This window comes from Bradyrhizobium sp. A5 (assembly GCF_042076515.1).
Classification (GTDB): domain Bacteria; phylum Pseudomonadota; class Alphaproteobacteria; order Rhizobiales; family Xanthobacteraceae; genus Bradyrhizobium; species Bradyrhizobium cosmicum.
Window position 1 is genome coordinate 2,308,944 of record NZ_CP148990.1, and the last position, 18,362, is coordinate 2,327,305.

Below are 18,362 nucleotides of genomic sequence, written 5' to 3' on the forward strand. Positions count from 1 at the left end.
CTCACCGAGGCTGGCCTAGCCTATGTCGCGGCGAGCCGACGCATTCTCGATGAGATCGAGGACGCCGAACGCGCTGCCTCGGGCGAGTATCGTGCGCCGTGGGGCCATCTCGTCATCACGGCACCGGTCGTGTTCGGCCGAATGCACGTTGAGCCGATCGTGCTCGACTTTCTGAAGGCATATCCCGACATCAATGCACGATTGGTCCTGGCTGATCACGTCGTAAATCTGGTCGACGATCAAGTCGATGTTGCGATTCGAATTGGACGGCTCCCGGACAGCAGCATGATTGCGACGCGCATAGGACAAATTGGCTGGGTGACATGCGCGAGCCCGCAATATCTGTGGAGGCGAGGGGCACGCCAGAAACGCCTGCAGAGCTGGAGCAGCACGACTGCATCGTGTTTGAGGGCATCTATTCAAACAATCTCTGGAGTTTCGGACGCGGGATGAAGGCGGCGGTTCTGCCGGTTCGTCCACGCTTTGCCGTGAATACGGCGGACGCCGCCATTGAGGCGGCGTTAGCATCGGCCGGTATTACCCATGTCTTGTCGTATCAAGTCGCCGAGGCCGTCGTCTGCGGCGCGCTTCGCCTCATCCTGCGCCCATACGAGCCGGAGCTTCTGCCGGTGCACATTGTCTATGCCGCTCAGACGCTGATGCCACTGAAGCTCCGTGCATTTCTCGACTTCGCCGGGCCACGGCTAAAGGCATCCATCCCTGAAATTGGCTCGCCGTTCTAAGGAGATTAGGTCGCTTTCCATCTCGCAAGTCCGGCTATTGTGATCCGCTCTCGCGCATCAAATTCCACGCGCGGCGGCACGGTCCTCTTGCGCGCGAAGGTGGAGGCCGCTTTAGCGTTGAACGCGTGGTCTGCAGACCCGCTTCCGCCAATTCTTTCAAATTGCCGACCGGACGTCGTCGAGCCGGCGGCGGCATCCTTGCAAACACCGGCAATATTATGAGCTATCTAAGTTGACTGTGATGCTGCTGCGTCCTTTCGCCGAGGAACGGCTCGAACTCGATTCGCACGGTCTGCATCATGCACTCCGCGTTGTCGCGATCGTCAGACGGATTCCGATCGCGGTCAGAGCTACGCCTGCCAGGAGTGAAGCATTGATGTGCTCATTTAACGCCCAGGTGGAAATCAGAATTCCGACGCTGGGTGTCGCCAGCAGGGCCATCGAGATAGTGCTTGCGGCAAAGCGACGTCCGGCTTCAACTACGGCCCAATACGCGAATGCGGTTGCAACCGGCGCCACGTAGGCGAGCGTTGCCGCGCCGGTAAGTGAGATCAGCCGCGGCACCCCCTCGGCGGACACCGCGACGGGAAAGAGGAGGCTTGCCGCGATCAACATCTGCCAGGGAGCCAAGTTTAGAGCCGACGACGTGAAGCGATGACCTCGCACCGTGACGATGGTAATCGCCCATGCCGCCGCCGCGCCCAATAGCATGACGTAGGCCAGCGCCTGCTTGCCCCCGACCGAAAAGGACGGCGAAGCAATGATGGCGATCCCAGCGCATCCGATCACCACGCCCAGAGCGGCCTTCGGTCCCAGATCTTCGCCAAGCCGCCACGCCGCGAGCGGCGCGACCACGACTGGCGTGGAAAAAGCCAGCACCGATGCACGTCCCGGCGGTAGGATCGTTAAAGCGAGCCCCGTGAGCGCGGAATATGCCGCCATCTGAAGAGCGCCCGAAATGACGACAAAGGAGAGATCCGATCGCGGCGGCAGCGCAAGCTCGCCTCTCGCACCCACCAGTCCAAACAGGATAAGTGCCGCAATCGCATAACGCAGACAGCCGTACCAGACTGGTGGTATCTGACCGACGCCAATCTTGATAACTGGCCAACTGATGGCCCAGATCAACACCAGAGACAGAAGCAACAGCCAGTCGCGTCGCTTCGGCCTGGCCGCCTGGCCGGAAGCGGCGGCCGGCGAGTCAGAATTTTTCACTGGACGGCCGCAGGTCAAGTTCATGGGTCCACGCGCTGCGGCTCTGCTGGTGCAGCCGGTGGTAGGTCTCCGCGATTGCGGCGGGTTGGAGCAAGTCCTCCGAGGGATCGTCTTCCTGTGCGATCATTCCGTCGAGGATGACGTGCGCCACATGGATGTCCTTCGAACCCAGCTCGCGCGCCATCGACTGGGCCAGCGCGCGCAGGGCGAATTTCGGGGACGCGAAGGCGGCGAAGCCGGCGCCTCCACGGATCGATCCGGTCGCGCCGGAGAAGATGATCGTTCCGCCCCCGCTTCCCAACATGGAAGTCGCTGCGGCCCGGCCGACCAAGAAGCCGGCGAAACAGCCGGTGCGCCAGGCCTGCTCGAACAATTCCTCCGAAATATCGAGGATGCCGCCCCGGTCCCATATGCCAACGTTGAACACGACGAGCGACGGGGGCGCGAGCTCGCTCCTCACACGTTCAAACACACGCTTGACCTGCTCCCCGATCGTCGCATCGCAGGAGTAGAAGCGAACCCCGTCGCGATCCGGTTCGCCTGCACCGCCTCGACGCGACACCGCGGCGACGCGCATGCCGGCATCCGCAAGGCGCGTGACTAGCGCGTTGCCCAATCCGGGGCCTGCGCCAACGATCATGGCAACCTCACTTGAGCTCACGTCTGCACCTCCCAAGCTTCAGTTGCATCACGCCTTGGATTTCACGTAGCCGACGAATCCAACCACGTCGTCCGCGACAAGCCTCCCGATCGCGCCGCTCGAATAGACCGCGGTGATAACCTTTCCGGTTGGATCAAGCACGAAGCCGGTGGTTTGCAGGTATCGCGGGTTGTCGTTGACGTAGGCGCCCGTCGCGGCGGCGATCTTGTCGGCATCGACGCCATAGCCGACAGGGAAATTCAATCGATGCTTTTCGACCAGCGCCGCGGCATCGACCTTGGTGTCGACGGACAACGCGACAACCCCAATTTCGAGTTCGTTGAACTTCTCTTTCGCGCGGGCAAAAGCCGAGAGCTGTGCATTGCAGTACGGGCACCACAAGCCGCGATAGATCAGGACCACGCCGTAGCGGCCGGCCAGATGGTGCGTGACCGAAACGGTGCCGTGGCCGACGGTATCAAGCGTCAGGATCGGGAAGGCGTCACCATTGTTGAGGCGGGACATTTTCAGGCTCCTTGAAAATTGGACTAGATAGTCCAATTACTTGCAAGCCATTCCGCGGTCAAGTACGATCAATCGATGAGTAAATTGAATGTGACTGAATTACCCAAGACGGCGCGGGGCGCGGCGACGCGGGCGCGCATCGTCGATGCGGCAACGGAGCTCGTGCGCGCGCACGGCGTCGCGAATACGACGATCGATGCGGTGATCGAAGCCAGCAAGGTCAGCAAGTCACAGGTCTATCACTACTTCGCCGACAAGGACGATCTCGTACTGGCCGTGATCCAGCGGCAGGCCGAATGCGTGCTCGGAACGCATGAAGAACTGTTGTGCAAGCTGAATTCATTCGCAGGACTTCGCCGCTGGCGCGATGCCGTTGTCGAGCTGGCGCGTCAGACCAATTGTGCAGGGGGTTGCCCACTTGGCTCGCTGGCCGCCGAGCTTGCGGAGGAGCCGCGCACGCGCGCGGCGCTGGCGGAAAGCTTTGCACAATGGGCGTCCTACTTCGAGACGGCGTTCGCGAGGATGCAGACGCGGGCGGGAAGAAGGCCGGGCGGGAATTTGAAAGAGCTCTCAGAAGCGATGCTCGTCAGCCTGCAGGGAGGCTTGCTGCTCGCGCAGACCATGCGTTCCACGCGCCCCCTGGAGCTCGCGCTCGACATGGCGATCGATCACGCGGCCAACAGCCTCAGACTTCAACCGCCGCGAGACTGAAGACTCGCAGATAACATGTTGCCTTCTCATTCCGGAGTTTCGGTCCTAACCCTTTTCAATTGGACCGGATTTTGTCGTGGCTCCGCAGCGGCAAATCTGGCGCTGCCCAGCTCATCGTTACGAGCAATTCGGGCCGGCACCGTCCACATGGGAGTGTACGCGGCACCAAGCTATTTTGGGCGAGAGAGGTACACCGGCAACGCCTTATGATCTCGTCAATCATTCCATCATTTCAGATCATGACTGTTCCCAAGCGATGGTCCTTCGAAGGTGCTGGAGGAGTGGGCGACACCGTCAAACCGCGTCTAGGCGCTAAAAGGACCTGCTCGCCTTCAGGATGTGGCCGGCCTCCGCGCATCCCTTGATTTTGCGCGATTGCCGTGCTATTGGGCCCTCATGATTAAATCGTCGCGCAAAGTGAACTTCAACCACATGACCCGCTTCGGCTGGGCCGTGGGAGGAGTCGTGCGCTAGCAATTCGACGACGACATCTTTTCCACCAGGCCCCGCCGGCATCGGACGGGGCCTTTTGTTTGGCCACGCTTCCCTGCCGGCGCAACAGCAGGAGCGTGCGATGCCACCTCAACAGTCGAATATCTCATCCGGGATCGAGCGCGATGCCGCGAGGCTACGCCTCGACCTGTCCGTCGTCTTGAGCCCGCTCAGGCGATATTGGCGTGCGTTTCAGGAGCGGCGGCAGCGCTCACGCGTCAACTTGCAGGACCTGAATGATAGGGAGTTGATGGATATTGGCCTGACGCGTGGCGAGATCGACTACATCACGCCTGAACGCGCGATCGACGCGCTGAGAGATCGCGCCACGGGTCTTTGGAGCCGTGGTGGGATGTAAGTGAGCTTGGCGGGGGGCTTCGCGGTCGATCCTTCGAGACGCCCGCCTTTGGCGGGCTCCTCGGGATGAGATCTTGTTTGCGGCGCGATTCTGTATCCACAAGGGAAGGGGCGCGGCGCGTTTCCCGGCCTGCGACCCATGTGCCCAGCTAAAGCCGTTTGCCTTGCCACTTTTTCCACGGCAATATGCCGGCAAAACAACCATAGGACGGGACAATAAAATGGCGGCTCCCATCAAGTTCGGCGTTGGCCAAAGCGTGCTGCGCAAGGAGGATGACGCGCTCATCCGCGGCAAGGGCCGTTATACCGACGATTATGCGCCGCAGGCCGCGCTCCGCTGCCTGATGCTGCGCTCGCCGCACGCGCATGCCAAATTTACGATCGATGCGAGCCGCGCCCGGACGCTACCCGGCGTCGCGCTGATCCTGACCGCCGATGACGTCAAGGATCTCGGCGATCTGCCCTGCCTGTTCAATCTCGAGACCGAGCCGTTCAAAGGCCCGCCTTACCCCATTCTCGCCAAGGACGAGGTGCGTCATGTCGGCGACTCCATCGCTTTCGTCGTCGCCGAGACCATCGACCAGGCCCGCGACGCGATCGAGGCGATCGAGGTCAAATGGAGCCCGCTGCCGGCGGTGACCGGCCTCGTCAACGCCGTGAAGAAAGGCGCGCCGCAGGTCTGGCCGGACAAGCCGGGCAATGTGCTGTTCGATGTTTCGATCGGCGACAAGAAGGCGACCGAAGCCGCCTTCGCCAAGGCGCATGCGGTGGCCGAAATCGCCATCGTCAATCCGCGCGTCGTCGCGAGCTTCATGGAAGCGCGCGCGGCCGTCGCCGAATATGACGCCAAGAATGATCACCTGACCCTGACGATCGGCAGCCAGGGCAGCCACCGGCTGCGCGATATCCTCTGCCAGAACGTGCTCAAGATCCCCACCGACAAGATGCGGGTGATCTGCCCCGACGTCGGCGGCGGTTTCGGCACGAAGCTGTTTCCCTATCGCGAATACGCTCTGCTCGCGGTCGCGGCAAAGCAACTGAAGAAAACGGTGAAATGGGCGGCGGACCGCACCGAGCATTTCATGGGCGACGCGCAGGGCCGCGACAACGTCACCACCGCCAAGATGGCGCTGGCGGAGGACGGCAAGTTCCTCGCGATGGATTGCGACCTGATGGGTGACATGGGCGCTTACCTCTCGACCTTCGGACCCTACATCCCGCATGGCGGCGCCGGCATGCTGCCGGGCCTGTACGACATCCAGGCCTTCCACTGCCGGGTGCGGACCGTCTTCACCAACAGTGTGCCGGTCGATGCCTATCGCGGTGCGGGCCGGCCCGAGGCCGCCTATGTGATCGAGCGGCTCGTGGACGCCTGCGCGCGAAAACTCGACATGACGCCGGACGCCATCCGCCGCAAGAACTTCATCCAGCCGAAGGCGCTGCCGTACAAGACCGCGACCGGCAAGGTCTACGATTCCGGCGACTTCGCCGCGCACCTCAAGCGCGCGATGGAGATCGCCGAGTGGAAGGAGTTTCCCAAGCGCGCCAAGGCGGCCAAGAAGCACGGCCTGATCCGCGGCATCGGTCTTGCGAGCTATGTCGAGGTCTGCGGCACCATGGGCGAGGAGACCGCCAATGTTCGGATGGATCCGAACGGCGATATCACCGTCCTGATCGGCACGCAGTCCAGCGGGCAGGGCCACCAGACCGCTTATGCGCAGATCGTCGCGGAGCAGTTCGGTGTTGCGCCCGAACGCGTGCACGTCCATCAGGGCGACACCGCCATGATCGCCACGGGCCTCGGCACCGGCGGCTCGGCCTCGATTCCCTCTGGCGGAGTCAGTGTCGAGCGCGCGACGCGCGAGCTCGGCCAGAAGCTGAAAGAGATCGCGGCGCAGGCGCTGGAAGCCAGCGCCGGCGACCTCGAGATCATCGATGGCGTGGTGCGCATCGCCGGCACCGACCGTTCGATTTCGTTCGCGGATCTTGCCAAGCGGCCGGGCGCCGATCCGTCGAAGCTGAACGCGAGCGCGACGTTCGCCAGCGCCGACGGCACCTATCCCAACGGCACGCATGTCGCGGAGGTCGAGATCGATCCGGCCACCGGCATCATCAAGATCGTCAACTACGTGATCGTCGACGATTTCGGCAAGACGCTCAATCCGCTGCTGCTGGCGGGGCAGGTGCATGGCGGCGCCATGCAGGGCATCGGCCAGGCCTTGATGGAGCAGGTGGTCTATGGCCCGGGCGACGGCCAGCTCGTCACCGCGACCTACATGGACTACGCGCTGCCGCGCGCGGCGGATGGTCCGGACTTCGTGTTCGAGACCAACAACATCCCCTGCACGACCAATCCGATGGGCGTGAAGGGGGCGGGCGAAGCCGGCGCGATCGGCTCCTGTCCGGCCATCGTCAATGCCATCGTCGACGGCCTCTGGCGCGAATACAAGATCGACCACATCGACATGCCGGCAACTCCGGAACGTGTCTGGATTGCGATCAACGAGCACCATCGCCGTCACAGCCTGTGAGCCCCGGTGTCGGCGGCGGGAATAATTGCCCGCCGCGGGGTTCTATCCATAGACGGCCTAATCCCTCGAAGCTCGGCGAGCCGGAGAAATAATCCAATGAAGCGGACGATGATTGTCGCGGGCACCCTGCTGCTGGGTGCGGGCGCCGTGATGGCGCAGCAGGAGATTGCCGTCCAGCAGGACAATCTGATGCGGTCGCAGGCCAAGAGCATGTACGGGGTCATCCTCAAGATGACGAAGGGCGACATTCCCTATGACCAGAAGGCCGTCGACGCGGCTCTGGCCAGTCTCGAGGCCGACGTCGGCAAGATCGCAAAGACGTTCGAGGTCAATCCCAAGCAGGACGTCGTGAACGCCACCTACGGCTCGTCGCCGAAGGTCTGGCAGAGCAAGGCCGATTTCGACTCCAAGATCCCGCCGGTGCAGAAGGCGATCGCGGAGGTCAAGGGCAAGATCACCGACGTGGCGAGCCTCAAGACCGCCTACACCGCGATCAACGACCGCTGCAACGACTGCCACGAGACGTACCGGGTGAAGCTGAAGTAGCGGGACGCTATTCGTAGCCCGGATGGGCTACGGGCTCCGGTGCTGCACTCTCATGTGAGGTCCGGGCTCTGATGACCGACTCATCCGCCCGACAGGCGCAACTTCGCGCGCGAGTCCTCGAACTGGCGCGGGCGAGCGACCCCTACGCCCACATCTATGCGGGCAAGGAGTTTCGGCGCGACTATGTCGCCGCGCGCACGCTCGCCTGGAGCATGCTGTTCAAGGAGCTGCGCGACACCACCGGCCGGGTGCTCGAGATCGGCTCCAAGGAGGGGCGATCCGCCATCTTCTGGCTGGAGTTCTTCGCCGGTGCCCACCTCACTTGCGTCGATCTCTTCCACGACGAGGATTCCGAGCGGTTTGACCGCAACCTTGCCGCCTATGGCACGCGCCTGCGCAAGATCACGGGCACCTCGATCAAGGCGCTCGGCATCCTGCGCGAAGAGAACGCGGTGTTCGATTTCATCTATGTCGACGGCAGCCATCAGCGCGACGACGTGATGATCGACTGCCTCGGCGCCTGGCGCCTGCTGCGCGAGGGCGGCGTGATGCTGATGGACGACTACACCTGGAAGCCAGACAATCCCGACGCAGAACGCGTCGCGCCCGCCGTCGACGTCTTCCTGGCCTGGCACGGCGATGCCGAAGTGATCCTCAGGAGCCATCAGGTCGCCGTGCGGAAGCGCCGCGCCTGAGATTTTCACCTCGCTTTGAATCGAAAAGGCCGGACGCCCCCTCCAGCGCCCGGCCTTCGTCGACGAAGTCGTTATAGGCTTACTTGGTCACCTGACCGCGGATCTCGCCGCCCGGGTTGGCTGCGGTGTGGATGTTGACGTAGAGCTTGCCGCCCAGCAGATCGGCGGCCTGCGCGTCGGTCAGCGTCGCCGAGCCCTCGACCGGGCTGGTGGCTGCGCCGGGGATCGGGATCGCGACGCCGGCGTTCTTGCCGGCTTCGGCGGGGCCGTGGAAATGCGCGGCGGTGGCGGGGCCGGAGAGGCCCGAATAGCTCAGCTTCCAGGAGAGTTTCTTGCTGGCGGCGTCATAGTCCAGATCGGCGGTTCCGGTGCCGCTGCTGGTGGTCGCGGGCACCTCGGACTTGCCGTCCAGCGCCGCCTTCAGCTTCTCCGCGCTGGCGGGGCTTGCGAATGCGACGGCGGCTCCGAGCGCCAGCGTGGCATAAATGGCTTTGTTCATCGATCTCTCCCTGTTGACATCTGATTGCGGTCAACCTGCAAACAGTGCGCTTGCGAGTTTATTCCCGCATTCCGGTCAAACCATCTAAATTATTCGTGGCTGGAGCGGGCGCGGGGTGATCCGTAACTTCGACCCGTCCTGATGGAACATTTCAATGCTGCGACGAACAATTCCTGCCTTGCTGATCGCCGCCGGCGCAGCCTTCGGCGTCTATTGGTGGCTGACGGCGCCGGCCGCGCTGGCGTTGCCTGTCGCAGCGCGCGCGCCAAATCTTGTCAACGGGCAGGAGCTGTTCAACGCCGGCGGCTGCGCATCCTGCCATGCGGTGCCCAACCAGCCGGATCGTCTGCGGCTCGGCGGCGGCCTGCCGCTCGGCTCGCCGTTCGGGACGTTCTACGCGCCGAATATCTCGCCCGATCCGACCGACGGCATCGGCCGCTGGAGCGAAGCCGATTTCATCAACGCCGCGATGCGGGGCGTCTCACCGGAGGGCACGCATTACTTCCCGGCATTCCCCTACACGTCCTATCATCTGGCTGATGTCGACGATTTTCGCGATCTGTTCGCCTATCTGAAGACGCTGCCGGCCGTGCAGGGCAAGGTGCGCGATCACGACGTGCCGTTTCCGTTCAACATCCGCCGCAATGTCGGCATCTGGAAATTGCTGTTCATGGACGGCAAACCGTTCGCGCCGGATGCATCGCGCTCGCCGCAATGGAATCGCGGCGCCTATCTCGTGAACGGTTTCGGCCATTGCGCCGAATGCCACAGCCCTCGCAATTTCCTCAGCGGCATCATCACCTCGCAGCGCTTCGCCGGCGGTCCCAATCCGGACGGCGAGGGCTGGGTGCCGAACATCACCCAGAAGGGCATCGGCGCGTGGAGCGAGAAAGATATTGCCGACTTCCTCGAGACCGGCGACATGCCCGAGGGTGACAGCGCATCAGGCGCGATGCGCCCGGTCATCAAGAACCTGGCGCAGCTCACGCGCGAGGACCGCGCCGCGATGGCCAGCTATCTCAAGTCGCTGCCGCCGGTCGACGGTCCGACGCCGCCCAAACGCAAAGCGGGTGGCGGCTGAGGCATGCCCTTTCCAATTGACACGCGGCGGGGGCGTCCTCATCGTCGGGCTTCCGGCTTGGGAATTGGAAGTACGTATGATGGGGCGTCGGGCTTTCGCGCGGTTGCGGCTGATCGTTTTGGCTCCTGATTTTACCGGGCCGGACGAAGCGAGCCCTGCCTCTCAACCGTTCGGTTGAGATGCCTTCGAAGCTGCCTCCTGCGCTGAGGCCGCGCTTTCTGATGCTGTTCCGGGCTTCGCTCGGACAGGGCCAGACCGCAATCGACGCCTATCAGGCCTGGCGCGCGTCAGAACCGCTCGATGCGGCCGACGAGCTCGTCTACCGGACCATGCCGCTGCTGGTTGCCACCGCCGACAAGGCCGGAATTACGGACGCCGACACCAGGCGGATGCGCGGCGTCGTCAAGCATGTCTGGCTGTCGAACGCGACGCGGGTCCGCGACGTCGTTGCGGCCGGCGCGGCGCTGAAGCAAGCCGGCATCGCCTCGTTGCTGATCAAGGGCGGCGCCTTGTTCGCGCGCGACGAGAGCTGCATGGCCAAGCGCATGACCGGAGATTACGATCTCCTGGTCCGGCGCACCCAGGCGAAACGTGCCATCGACGTGCTGCGGCAGGCCTCGTTCCGCAGCCACGGCATGAAGGTCGAGCTGTTCTCGGAGTCCGATTTCGACCGCGACATCCACGCGGTTGCGATGTCGCGGGCCGGTTTCAGCCGGTCCATCGACCTGCATTGGCGCGCGCTGTTCTGGCTCGAGGACGAGAGCCTGACCGAAGAGCTGTTCAGCACCGCCGAGACGGCGACGCTGCTGACGCACGAGGTGCTGATCCCCGGGCTCGCCGAGCATCTGGCGATCGCGGCGATGCGCCCGGAGCCGGCCGATCAGAGCGAGATGGTCTCCAGAGCGCTCGAGGTCGTGCATGTTCTGGAGAGCGCCGGAGGCAAGGTCGACTGGGATCGTTTCCGTTCGATCGTGACGCGCTACAATGGCAGCCTGTTCGCGGCGCAATTGCTCGACGTCGTCGCGCGCGAGATGCCGGAGCTCGTGCCGGATGGTCTGGTCGATGAGTTGTGGCGCTACAGCCCGCCCGGGAAGTCCGTCGAGATCGCCATTCGCGCGGTACCGTGGGCGCAGCGCTCGCAATGGCAGCACTTCTGGGTCGCCTTCCTTGCGGCCCTGCGCGCGCAGTTCAAGGGCCCATTTCAGGGCGGGGACTGGCTGAGGCTGCCGGGCGCTGCCGCCGCCGCGTTCGATGCCAGTGCCGTGCATTTTCCTCTGTTTCGGGACGCGATCCTGAAGCGGGTCTGGCAGCGGGCGGCGCGCGTGTCACATCCGCTGCAGGGCAAGGACGTCTGGTTCGGGCAGGGATTCTCGATTCCGGAGGACGAGGGACGCTGGACCGATCAGCAATTCGCGGTGATCGACGTGCCGGTCGACGGACAGTCGCAGGCGCTCGCCGACGTCGAGCTCGCGGTGATCCCGTTCCTGCCGCCGGGCACGGAGCGCTTTCGCTTCACCGCCTGTGCCGGCACCGGCGAGGTGCTGCAGATCACCGCCGGGCGCAAGGATCCCATGCCGTTCAGGGTCGCGCTGAAGGCAAGGATCATCGGCAAGGACAAACGGAAAATCATCGTCGCGCTGCGGATGCTGGACAGGCGTCGCCCGATGGACATCGGCCATTCGATCGACCACCGCCTGCTCGGATTGTTCGTGAAATCGGTGTCGGTCAACGGCGTGCCGGTGTTCACTCCGGCGGGCGCTGCGCCTTGATGGCCTTGCGCAGCGCCATCAGCGTCTGGAGATTTTGAGCGTCCGTATGGAGGCGGCCGCCATTGCCGGGATGTAGCCGGCGGCGGACGACGATGTCGTCGACATGCGCGGTCTTGAGTCCGCTCTGCTTGGCGCGGCCGAGCCAGGCGATGAAGAAGGTCGCGGGCAGCGTCTCGTCGAACGCGGCCATCCGCATCAAGGCGGCGCGCCGGATCAGCATGCATTGCTTCAACTCGCCCGGCATGATCTCGACGGCCGGTGTGAGACGCGCGCGCTGCTGCTCCGGCACGTCGGGGCTGACGAATTGCTGCACCTTGCCGAAGACGGCGTCGAGCTCGCCGTCGCGTTCGAGCCGTGCCAATTGGAGCTCCTGCTTGCGCGCCGTCCAGAGATCGTCCGCATCGCAGAAGCCGATCAGCTCGCCGCGCGTCAGCGCGAGTCCCTTGTTGACGGCGACGGCCTGGCCGCTGTTTCCTTGCGCGAGTGCGACGATGCGGCCGCCGAAGCGCTCGAGAACGCCGCGCGTGCCGTCGGTGGATCCATCGTCGATGACGATGACCTCGTCGGGCGGGACCGTCTGGCCGAGCACGCTCTCGATCGCCTCGGCGATGTAGCCTTGCGCGTTGTAGGCGGCGATGACGACGGAGACGCGCATGCGGCCTCAGAGCTGGTCGAGCTGGCGGGCGAACGCCGGGGGAATCTCCATCGGCGCGGTGCCGGTGTCGGCGAAGAACACCGGCGCAAGGCCAGCGATCTTCGCGACCTTGTCGGCGATCTCGTTCGGCCATCCCGGCAGTTCATAGGCCGTGGTCGGCAGCAGCGCACGAAACGCATCCGATGGCTTGGCCGGGGTGAATTCGGGCGTCGCTGCGCCGCGCCGGCGGGGGATGAAGGTCGCGCGCAATCTGCCGCCGCCGATGCGGTCGCCGAGATCGGCGAGGCTGAGCTCATGGCGCGGCTCGCCGTTGAAGTCGGAGACCGCCGTGGTCTTGCCGATGAAGTCTTGAAACGTATCGATCAGGGCAGGGCGCAGCCGCGCCGAGCAGAACAGCGGCTCGATCTCGCCGGTCGTGCTGTTGACCGCGACGAAGTCGTCGCCCGCGTAAAGCCAGCCGGCCTTGGCGCAGGCCAGCGCCGCGGTGGTCTTGCCGCTGTGGCCTTCGCCGGCGAGCAGCGTGAAGCCTGCGTCGCCGCCCACGGCCGCGGCATGGACCGCGCACCAGGGCGTCTCGTGCATCATGGCATGGATCAGCGAGATCGCGGGACGGCTGCGGATCCAGGGCGGCGCCTCGCCCTTCGGCAGCCAGGCGATGCCGCGCCTTGCTGCAAGGTCGACCGCGTACAGCACGGGAATGACGGCGGGCTGCCACACCGAATAGACGCCGTCCTCGATCAAGAGGCGCGGCTTCTCGGCCGCGTCTGGCACCAGCGCGGAGAGATCGTGATGATCAGCGGTGATGAAGCGCAGGTCGAGATCGCTACTGCCCGGCGTGCTCTGGATATAGGCCGGCAGGAACATGCCGGCCAATTCCTGTGATGCAAATCCGAGGCGCAAGCCGAACGGGCCGCAGCGCGCGTGCGCCTCGATCGGCTCCGATGTCCTGGCGAAGATCTTCGCGATCTCATGCCGGATGAAGCCGCTAGCTTTCATTGGTCTCGCGCAGCGGCCAGCCTTGCTCGCCGGCGTCGTGCACGGGATCCATCAGCAACAGCTCCCGCAGATTGTCGAATCGCTGGAATTCCGGGGCGACGAATGCGCCCGCCAGCACCGGCGACCAAGTCTCCATGGAGGTCTCGCTGCGCGCCTCGGAGGTGCCCTCGGCGATCAGGCCTTCCGCCAGCATGCTGTCGACGAAGGCCTGCACCTGTTGTGTGATGGAGGGCACATCGCCGCCGGTCGCGACGGCGAGGGCGCCGGCAATTTCCTCAACCGTTCGGTTGACCTTCAGGCCCAGCCAGATTTGCGCGGCGCTGCCGTCGAGGTTGTAGTAGACGCCATTCTGATAGTTGGCGAGCACCACTTCACCATCAAATTGCTGGCTGATCAGCAGCGGCACCGACGTGGTGAGAGCCATGACTTGCTCGGTACTCGGGTCATTTGCAACGGCTGGACGCTAGCACAGGCGAGCGGCGGCGCAACCGGCGGCTCGCGCCAATTCCGGGCCGTCAGCTGGCGCCAAAAGCCTTGAAGGTGATGATGGTGAGCGTGTCCTGGATGCCAGGCAGCACCTGCACCTTCTCGTTGATGAAGTGGCCGATGTCGGTGTCCTTGTCGACGTAGAACTTCACCAGCAGGTCGTAATGGCCGGCCGTGGAGTAGATTTCGGAGGCGATCTCGGCTTCGGCGAGCGCATTGGCCACCGTATAGGACTGGCCGAGCTTGCATTTGATCTGGACGAAGAAAGGAACCATTGCAGTCACTCCGAAGGCAAATCTGGCCGCTACTAGGCCAAAACCGGCCGGATTTAGCAAGCGAACTTGCTGCCCGCCTTGTCGCCCCCGGGTCTGCGCGCTAGGAGGAAGCATGGCCCGGAAACAGCGGAAAATCGCCTCATGACGACGCCTGTGGCGCTTACCATCGCCGGCTCCGATTCGAGTGGCGGCGCCGGCATCCAGGCCGACCTGAAGACCTTTGCCGCGCTCGGCGTCTATGGCGCCTCCGCCATCACGGCGCTGACGGCGCAGAATACGCGGGGCGTGACCGGCATTCACGCCGTGCCGGCGGAGTTCGTCACCGCGCAGATCGACGCGGTGTTCTCCGATCTCGAGGTCGGCGCGGTGAAGATCGGCATGGTGGCGCAGGCCGCCAGCATCGACGCGATCGCGGCCGCGCTGTCGCGCTGGACTCCCCGCCACATCGTGCTCGATCCCGTGATGGTCGCAACGTCCGGCGACCGCCTGCTGGCGTCGGAGGCCGTCGAGGCGCTGCGCAAGAAGCTGATGCCGCTGGCCTCGGTGATCACGCCCAACCTGCCGGAAGCCGCGGCTCTGCTCGACGAGCCGATTGCGACAAGCGAGGCCGGGATCGAGAGCCAGGGGCGCCGCCTGCTCGCGCTCGGCTGCCGTGCGGTGCTGATCAAGGGCGGGCACGGCGAGGGCGCCGAGAGCATCGACTATCTCGTCGATGCGGAGGCGACGATCGCGCTCGCCGCGCCGCGCGTCGCGACCCGAAACACCCATGGCACGGGATGCTCACTGTCCTCGGCCGTCGCGGCGGGGCTTGCCAGAGGCGAGGATCTCGAGCGCGCCGTGCGCAACGCCAAAGCCTGGATCAGCGCGGCGATTGCGGCCGCCGATCGCTTCAGCGTCGGTCACGGCCACGGGCCGATCCATCATTTCCACAAGTTTTACTGACCCCGGCTTCGCGCGGTGCGGCGGCTACTGCCGTTAACCAACAAGGCCGTGGCTCCCGAGCTCTTGCGGACAATCATTGCCGCTTCATGTCGCCTGATTGTCGCATGCGACTGATATTCGCAGGACGGGCGAGGCGAGGTTTGATTCGTATCTGAGGGTGCCTCAAAGGTTCAATGGTCATCCCCCTGTCACGGGATATTGTTACAGGCATGTCGCATGGGAAGTTACGATATGAGTGACGAGAGCCCTGAAAGGCGCTTTCGCACCTTGTTCATCTCCGATGTTCATCTCGGAGCCCGCGGTTCTCAGGCCGACCTTCTGCTGGACTTCCTGCGCTACCACGACGCCGATACGATCTATCTTGTCGGCGACATCGTCGATGGCTGGGCGCTGAAATCGAGCTGGCACTGGCCGCAATCGCATAACGACCTCGTCCAGAAGCTGCTGCGCAAGGCGCGCAAGGGCGCAAAGGTCATCTACATCCCCGGCAATCACGACGAATTCCTGCGCAATTATTACGGCACGCATTTCGGCGGCATCGACGTGGTCGAGAACACCGTCCACACCGGCCCGGACGGCAAGCGCTACCTCGTCATCCACGGCGACATCTTCGACCTCGTGGTGCAGAACGCGCGCTGGCTCGCCCATCTCGGCGACAAGGCCTACGATTTCGCGATCCAGATGAATCGCTTCGTCAATTTCTTCCGGCGCATGTTCAAGGTGCCCTATTGGTCGCTGTCGCAATGGGCCAAGCAGAAGGTCAAGAACGCCGTCAACTATATTGGCGCGTTCGAGCAGGCGCTCGCGGCCGAAGCGCGCCGGCACGACGCCGACGGGGTGATCTGCGGCCACATCCACTACGCCGTCATCCGCGACGAGGCCGGCATCCGCTACATGAATTGCGGCGACTGGGTCGAGAGCTGCACCGCGCTGGTCGAGCATGACGACGGCCATTTCGAGATCATCACCTGGGCGGATCACGCGCAAAAGCCTGCGGCCGTTCCGCAGGTGGCAGCCAGAGCTGCATGACAGAGGCCGCCTGATGCGCATCCTGGTCGCGACCGACGCCTGGCACCCGCAAGTCAACGGTGTGGTTCGGACGCTGACCAAGCTTGCTGATGCGTCCGAGGGGCTCGGCGTCGAATTCACTTTTCTGACGCCGCAATCGTTCCGCACCTTCGCGATGCCGAGCTATCGCGACGTGCGGCTCGCGATGCCGCGGCCGGCCAGGATCGTAGAGCTGATCGAGGAAGCGCGCCCCGACAGCATCCATATCGCGACCGAAGGGCCGATCGGCCTGATGGTCCGTCGCTATTGCCGCCAGCGCAAGCTGCCGTTCACGACCAGCTTCCATACGCGTTTCCCCGAATATATCCGCGCCCGGGTGCCGGTTCCGGAATCCCTGATCTGGCGCGCGCTGCGCCGATTCCATGCGCCCAGCCGCGCGGTGATGGCGGCAACGCCGGCGCTCGCCCGCGAGCTTGGCGAGCGCGGCTTTGCGAACGTCGTGCTGTGGCCGCGCGGCGTCGACACTCATTTGTTCCATCCTCGCGCCATCGATCTCTGCTTCCCGGCACCGGTGTTCCTCTCGGTCGGCCGCGTTGCGGTGGAGAAGAATCTCGAGGCGTTCCTCGATCTCGACCTGCCCGGCACCAAGGTGGTCGTCGGCGACGGCCCGGCGCGCGTCGCGCTGGAGGAAGCCTATCCGGATGCGATCTTCCTCGGGCAAAAGCACGGCGAGGAGCTGGCGGACATCTATGCCGCGGCCGACGTCTTCGTGTTCCCGAGCAAGACCGACACCTTCGGCCTGGTTCTGCTGGAAGCGCTCGCGAGTGGCCTGCCGGTGGCTGCCTTCCCGGTGAAGGGCCCCCGCGACGTGATCGGCGATGCGCCGGTCGGGGCGCTGGATCACGATCTGCGCAACGCCTGCTTCGCCGCGCTCGACATCTCCCGGCAGGACTGCGTGGAGTTCGCCGCCGACTACACCTGGGAGGCCTCGGCGAGGGCCTTTGTCGACAGCATCAAGGCGGTCGGCGCGGTGCTGCCCGGCCGAAACGGCGCGGAACAGCCACGCTTCGTCGCCTGAGGGGCAAATTCCTCTCGCGGAGGTGTCTTCCCAGCCGTCATTGGCCGAGATACAAATTGCTGATGACAGAACAGCCCCTTCCGGTCAGCTCTGCTGACATCGATGCCGCAGCGCGCGTGATTGCGCCTTTTGCCATCCGCACCCCGCTGCTGTCCTTTCCCGTGCTCAACGAGCGCGTCGGCGCCAAGGTCTTCCTGAAGCCGGAGATGCTCCAGCGCACCGGCTCCTTCAAGTTCCGCGGCGCCTTCAACAAGGTCGCCTCGATCCCGCAGGACAAGCGCGCCGGCGGTGTCGTCGCGTTCTCCTCCGGCAACCACGCCCAGGGCGTGGCGGCGGCGGCGAAGATCCTCGACATGCAGGCCACCATCGTGATGCCCGCGGACGCGCCGCTGTCCAAGCGGGAACGCACCAAGTCCTACGGCGCCGAGGTCGTGCTGTACGACCGCTACAACGATGACCGCGAGGCGATCTCGCGCGGCATCGCCGAGAAGCGCGGCGCGACGCTGGTCAGGCCCTATGACGATCCCTTCGTGATCGCGGGGCAGGGCACCGCCGGCCGCGAGATCGCGGAGGACATGGCGGCGCTCGGCCTCAGCCCCGACATCGTGGTGGCGCCGGCCTCCGGCGGCGGCCTGATCGCAGGCGTCGCAACCGCGGTGAAGGCGCGCTATCCGCTCGCCGAAATCGTGGTGGCCGAACCCGAGGCGTTCGACGATCACGGACTGTCGCTGACCGCAGGCCATCGCGAGCCGCATGCGCCCGCGGGCCGCACCATCTGCGATGCGCTGATGGCCCTGATCCCCGGCGAGATGACGTTTGCGATCAACAGCAAGCTGCTTGCGCGCGGTGTGACCGCCTCGGACAAGGAAGTCGGCGCGGCCGTTGCGTTCGCCTATCGCGAGCTGAAGCTCGTGGTCGAGCCCGGCGGCGCGGTGGGCCTTGCCGCGCTGCTTGCGGGACGTCTCGACGTCGCCGGCAAGAACGTCGTCATCGTGCTCTCCGGCGGCAATGTCGATGCGGATTTGTTTTCCGAGCTGGTGGCTTAGCTGTCATTCCGGGGCACGCGAAGCGTGAGCTATGATGCGCAATTGCGCATCTGAGAATCCATACGATCGGGA

22 protein-coding genes are annotated in these 18,362 nt (G+C 64.5%); 13 read left to right on the forward strand and 9 right to left on the reverse strand.

Annotated features, from left to right (window positions below; genetic code table 11):
- Positions 1–15: 15 nt before the first annotated feature.
- Positions 16–243 carry a hypothetical protein gene (locus tag WHZ77_RS10860; protein WP_375314890.1) on the reverse strand — a complete coding sequence of 76 codons (228 nt, stop codon included), beginning with the start codon at positions 241–243 and terminating at the stop codon, positions 16–18.
- On the opposite strand from WHZ77_RS10860, the gene WHZ77_RS10865 reads away from it, so the two are divergent.
- On the forward strand, positions 142–453 hold the full coding sequence (locus tag WHZ77_RS10865; protein WP_375314702.1) for a LysR substrate-binding domain-containing protein: 312 nt from the start codon (positions 142–144) through the stop codon (positions 451–453). The genes WHZ77_RS10860 and WHZ77_RS10865 overlap by 102 nt on opposite strands.
- Entirely contained in the window at positions 402–743 is a 342-nt protein-coding gene (locus WHZ77_RS10870) for a LysR substrate-binding domain-containing protein (protein ID WP_375313670.1), read from the forward strand. The genes WHZ77_RS10865 and WHZ77_RS10870 overlap by 52 nt, the downstream gene beginning before the upstream one ends.
- A 297-nt stretch (positions 744–1,040) precedes the next feature.
- On the opposite strand, the gene WHZ77_RS10875 is transcribed toward WHZ77_RS10870, so the two are convergent.
- From WHZ77_RS10875 to WHZ77_RS10885, 3 genes are read right to left on the reverse strand one after another with little or no spacing between them, the layout of a single operon-like run.
- The gene (locus WHZ77_RS10875) at positions 1,041–1,982 is read right to left on the reverse strand and encodes a DMT family transporter (RefSeq protein WP_375313671.1); all 942 of its coding nucleotides are present in this window, start codon (positions 1,980–1,982) and stop codon (positions 1,041–1,043) included.
- Entirely contained in the window at positions 1,945–2,598 is a 654-nt protein-coding gene (locus WHZ77_RS10880; protein ID WP_375313672.1) for an SDR family NAD(P)-dependent oxidoreductase, read from the reverse strand. The genes WHZ77_RS10875 and WHZ77_RS10880 overlap by 38 nt, the downstream gene beginning before the upstream one ends.
- 48 nt (positions 2,599–2,646) lie before the next feature.
- On the reverse strand, positions 2,647–3,123 hold the full coding sequence (locus WHZ77_RS10885; RefSeq protein ID WP_375313673.1) for a peroxiredoxin family protein: 477 nt from the start codon (positions 3,121–3,123) through the stop codon (positions 2,647–2,649).
- A 90-nt stretch (positions 3,124–3,213) separates the two neighbouring features.
- Here WHZ77_RS10885 and WHZ77_RS10890 point away from each other — a divergent pair, with 90 nt between their 5' ends.
- The 5 genes from WHZ77_RS10890 to WHZ77_RS10910 all read left to right on the forward strand — a co-directional run bounded on the left by WHZ77_RS10890 (position 3,214) and on the right by WHZ77_RS10910 (position 8,455).
- The gene (locus WHZ77_RS10890) at positions 3,214–3,834 is read left to right on the forward strand and encodes a TetR/AcrR family transcriptional regulator (protein ID WP_375314703.1); all 621 of its coding nucleotides are present in this window, start codon (positions 3,214–3,216) and stop codon (positions 3,832–3,834) included.
- Between the two features lie 574 nt (positions 3,835–4,408).
- Entirely contained in the window at positions 4,409–4,684 is a 276-nt protein-coding gene (locus tag WHZ77_RS10895; RefSeq protein ID WP_375313674.1) for a DUF1127 domain-containing protein, read from the forward strand.
- Between the two features lie 220 nt (positions 4,685–4,904).
- Positions 4,905–7,214 carry a xanthine dehydrogenase family protein molybdopterin-binding subunit gene (locus WHZ77_RS10900; protein WP_375313675.1) on the forward strand — a complete coding sequence of 770 codons (2,310 nt, stop codon included), beginning with the start codon at positions 4,905–4,907 and terminating at the stop codon, positions 7,212–7,214.
- A gap of 96 nt (positions 7,215–7,310) precedes the next feature.
- A complete protein-coding gene (locus tag WHZ77_RS10905; RefSeq protein ID WP_375313676.1) occupies positions 7,311–7,760 on the forward strand; it encodes a cytochrome c in 450 nt (149 codons plus the stop codon).
- Between the two features lie 71 nt (positions 7,761–7,831).
- Positions 7,832–8,455, forward strand: a complete 624-nt coding sequence (locus WHZ77_RS10910; RefSeq protein WP_375313677.1) for a class I SAM-dependent methyltransferase — start codon at positions 7,832–7,834, stop codon at positions 8,453–8,455.
- Between the two features lie 79 nt (positions 8,456–8,534).
- On the opposite strand, the gene WHZ77_RS10915 is transcribed toward WHZ77_RS10910, so the two are convergent.
- A complete protein-coding gene (locus tag WHZ77_RS10915) occupies positions 8,535–8,954 on the reverse strand; it encodes a CHRD domain-containing protein (protein ID WP_375313678.1) in 420 nt (139 codons plus the stop codon).
- 154 nt (positions 8,955–9,108) lie between these two features.
- Between WHZ77_RS10915 and WHZ77_RS10920 the strand changes: the two genes are divergently transcribed.
- A complete protein-coding gene (locus WHZ77_RS10920; protein WP_375313679.1) occupies positions 9,109–10,035 on the forward strand; it encodes a c-type cytochrome in 927 nt (308 codons plus the stop codon).
- Positions 10,036–10,256: 221 nt separating this feature from the next.
- Entirely contained in the window at positions 10,257–11,804 is a 1,548-nt protein-coding gene (locus WHZ77_RS10925; protein ID WP_375313680.1) for a nucleotidyltransferase family protein, read from the forward strand.
- On the opposite strand, the gene WHZ77_RS10930 is transcribed toward WHZ77_RS10925, so the two are convergent.
- The 4 genes from WHZ77_RS10930 to WHZ77_RS10945 all read right to left on the reverse strand — a co-directional run bounded on the left by WHZ77_RS10930 (position 11,779) and on the right by WHZ77_RS10945 (position 14,216).
- Positions 11,779–12,459 (reverse strand): glycosyltransferase family 2 protein, encoded by a 681-nt coding sequence (locus WHZ77_RS10930; RefSeq protein ID WP_375313681.1) that lies wholly within the window; start codon positions 12,457–12,459, stop codon positions 11,779–11,781. The genes WHZ77_RS10925 and WHZ77_RS10930 overlap by 26 nt on opposite strands.
- A 6-nt stretch (positions 12,460–12,465) precedes the next feature.
- On the reverse strand, positions 12,466–13,455 hold the full coding sequence (locus WHZ77_RS10935; protein WP_375313682.1) for a hypothetical protein: 990 nt from the start codon (positions 13,453–13,455) through the stop codon (positions 12,466–12,468).
- Positions 13,445–13,879, reverse strand: a complete 435-nt coding sequence (locus WHZ77_RS10940; protein ID WP_375313683.1) for a PqqD family protein — start codon at positions 13,877–13,879, stop codon at positions 13,445–13,447. The genes WHZ77_RS10935 and WHZ77_RS10940 overlap by 11 nt, the downstream gene beginning before the upstream one ends.
- Before the next feature lie 91 nt (positions 13,880–13,970).
- Positions 13,971–14,216: an Lrp/AsnC family transcriptional regulator gene (locus WHZ77_RS10945; protein ID WP_014493934.1), complete on the reverse strand. Its 246-nt coding sequence runs from the start codon at positions 14,214–14,216 to the stop codon at positions 13,971–13,973.
- Between the two features lie 141 nt (positions 14,217–14,357).
- Here WHZ77_RS10945 and thiD point away from each other — a divergent pair, with 141 nt between their 5' ends.
- From thiD to WHZ77_RS10965, 4 genes are all read left to right on the forward strand, one after another.
- Positions 14,358–15,158: a bifunctional hydroxymethylpyrimidine kinase/phosphomethylpyrimidine kinase gene (thiD, locus tag WHZ77_RS10950; RefSeq protein WP_375313684.1), complete on the forward strand. Its 801-nt coding sequence runs from the start codon at positions 14,358–14,360 to the stop codon at positions 15,156–15,158.
- Between the two features lie 216 nt (positions 15,159–15,374).
- Positions 15,375–16,187 carry a UDP-2,3-diacylglucosamine diphosphatase gene (locus WHZ77_RS10955; protein ID WP_151649242.1) on the forward strand — a complete coding sequence of 271 codons (813 nt, stop codon included), beginning with the start codon at positions 15,375–15,377 and terminating at the stop codon, positions 16,185–16,187.
- Positions 16,188–16,200: 13 nt separating this feature from the next.
- Positions 16,201–17,244 carry a glycosyltransferase family 4 protein gene (locus WHZ77_RS10960; protein WP_375313685.1) on the forward strand — a complete coding sequence of 348 codons (1,044 nt, stop codon included), beginning with the start codon at positions 16,201–16,203 and terminating at the stop codon, positions 17,242–17,244.
- 62 nt (positions 17,245–17,306) lie between these two features.
- Positions 17,307–18,290 carry a threonine/serine dehydratase gene (locus WHZ77_RS10965; RefSeq protein ID WP_211377113.1) on the forward strand — a complete coding sequence of 328 codons (984 nt, stop codon included), beginning with the start codon at positions 17,307–17,309 and terminating at the stop codon, positions 18,288–18,290.
- Positions 18,291–18,362 lie beyond the last annotated feature (72 nt).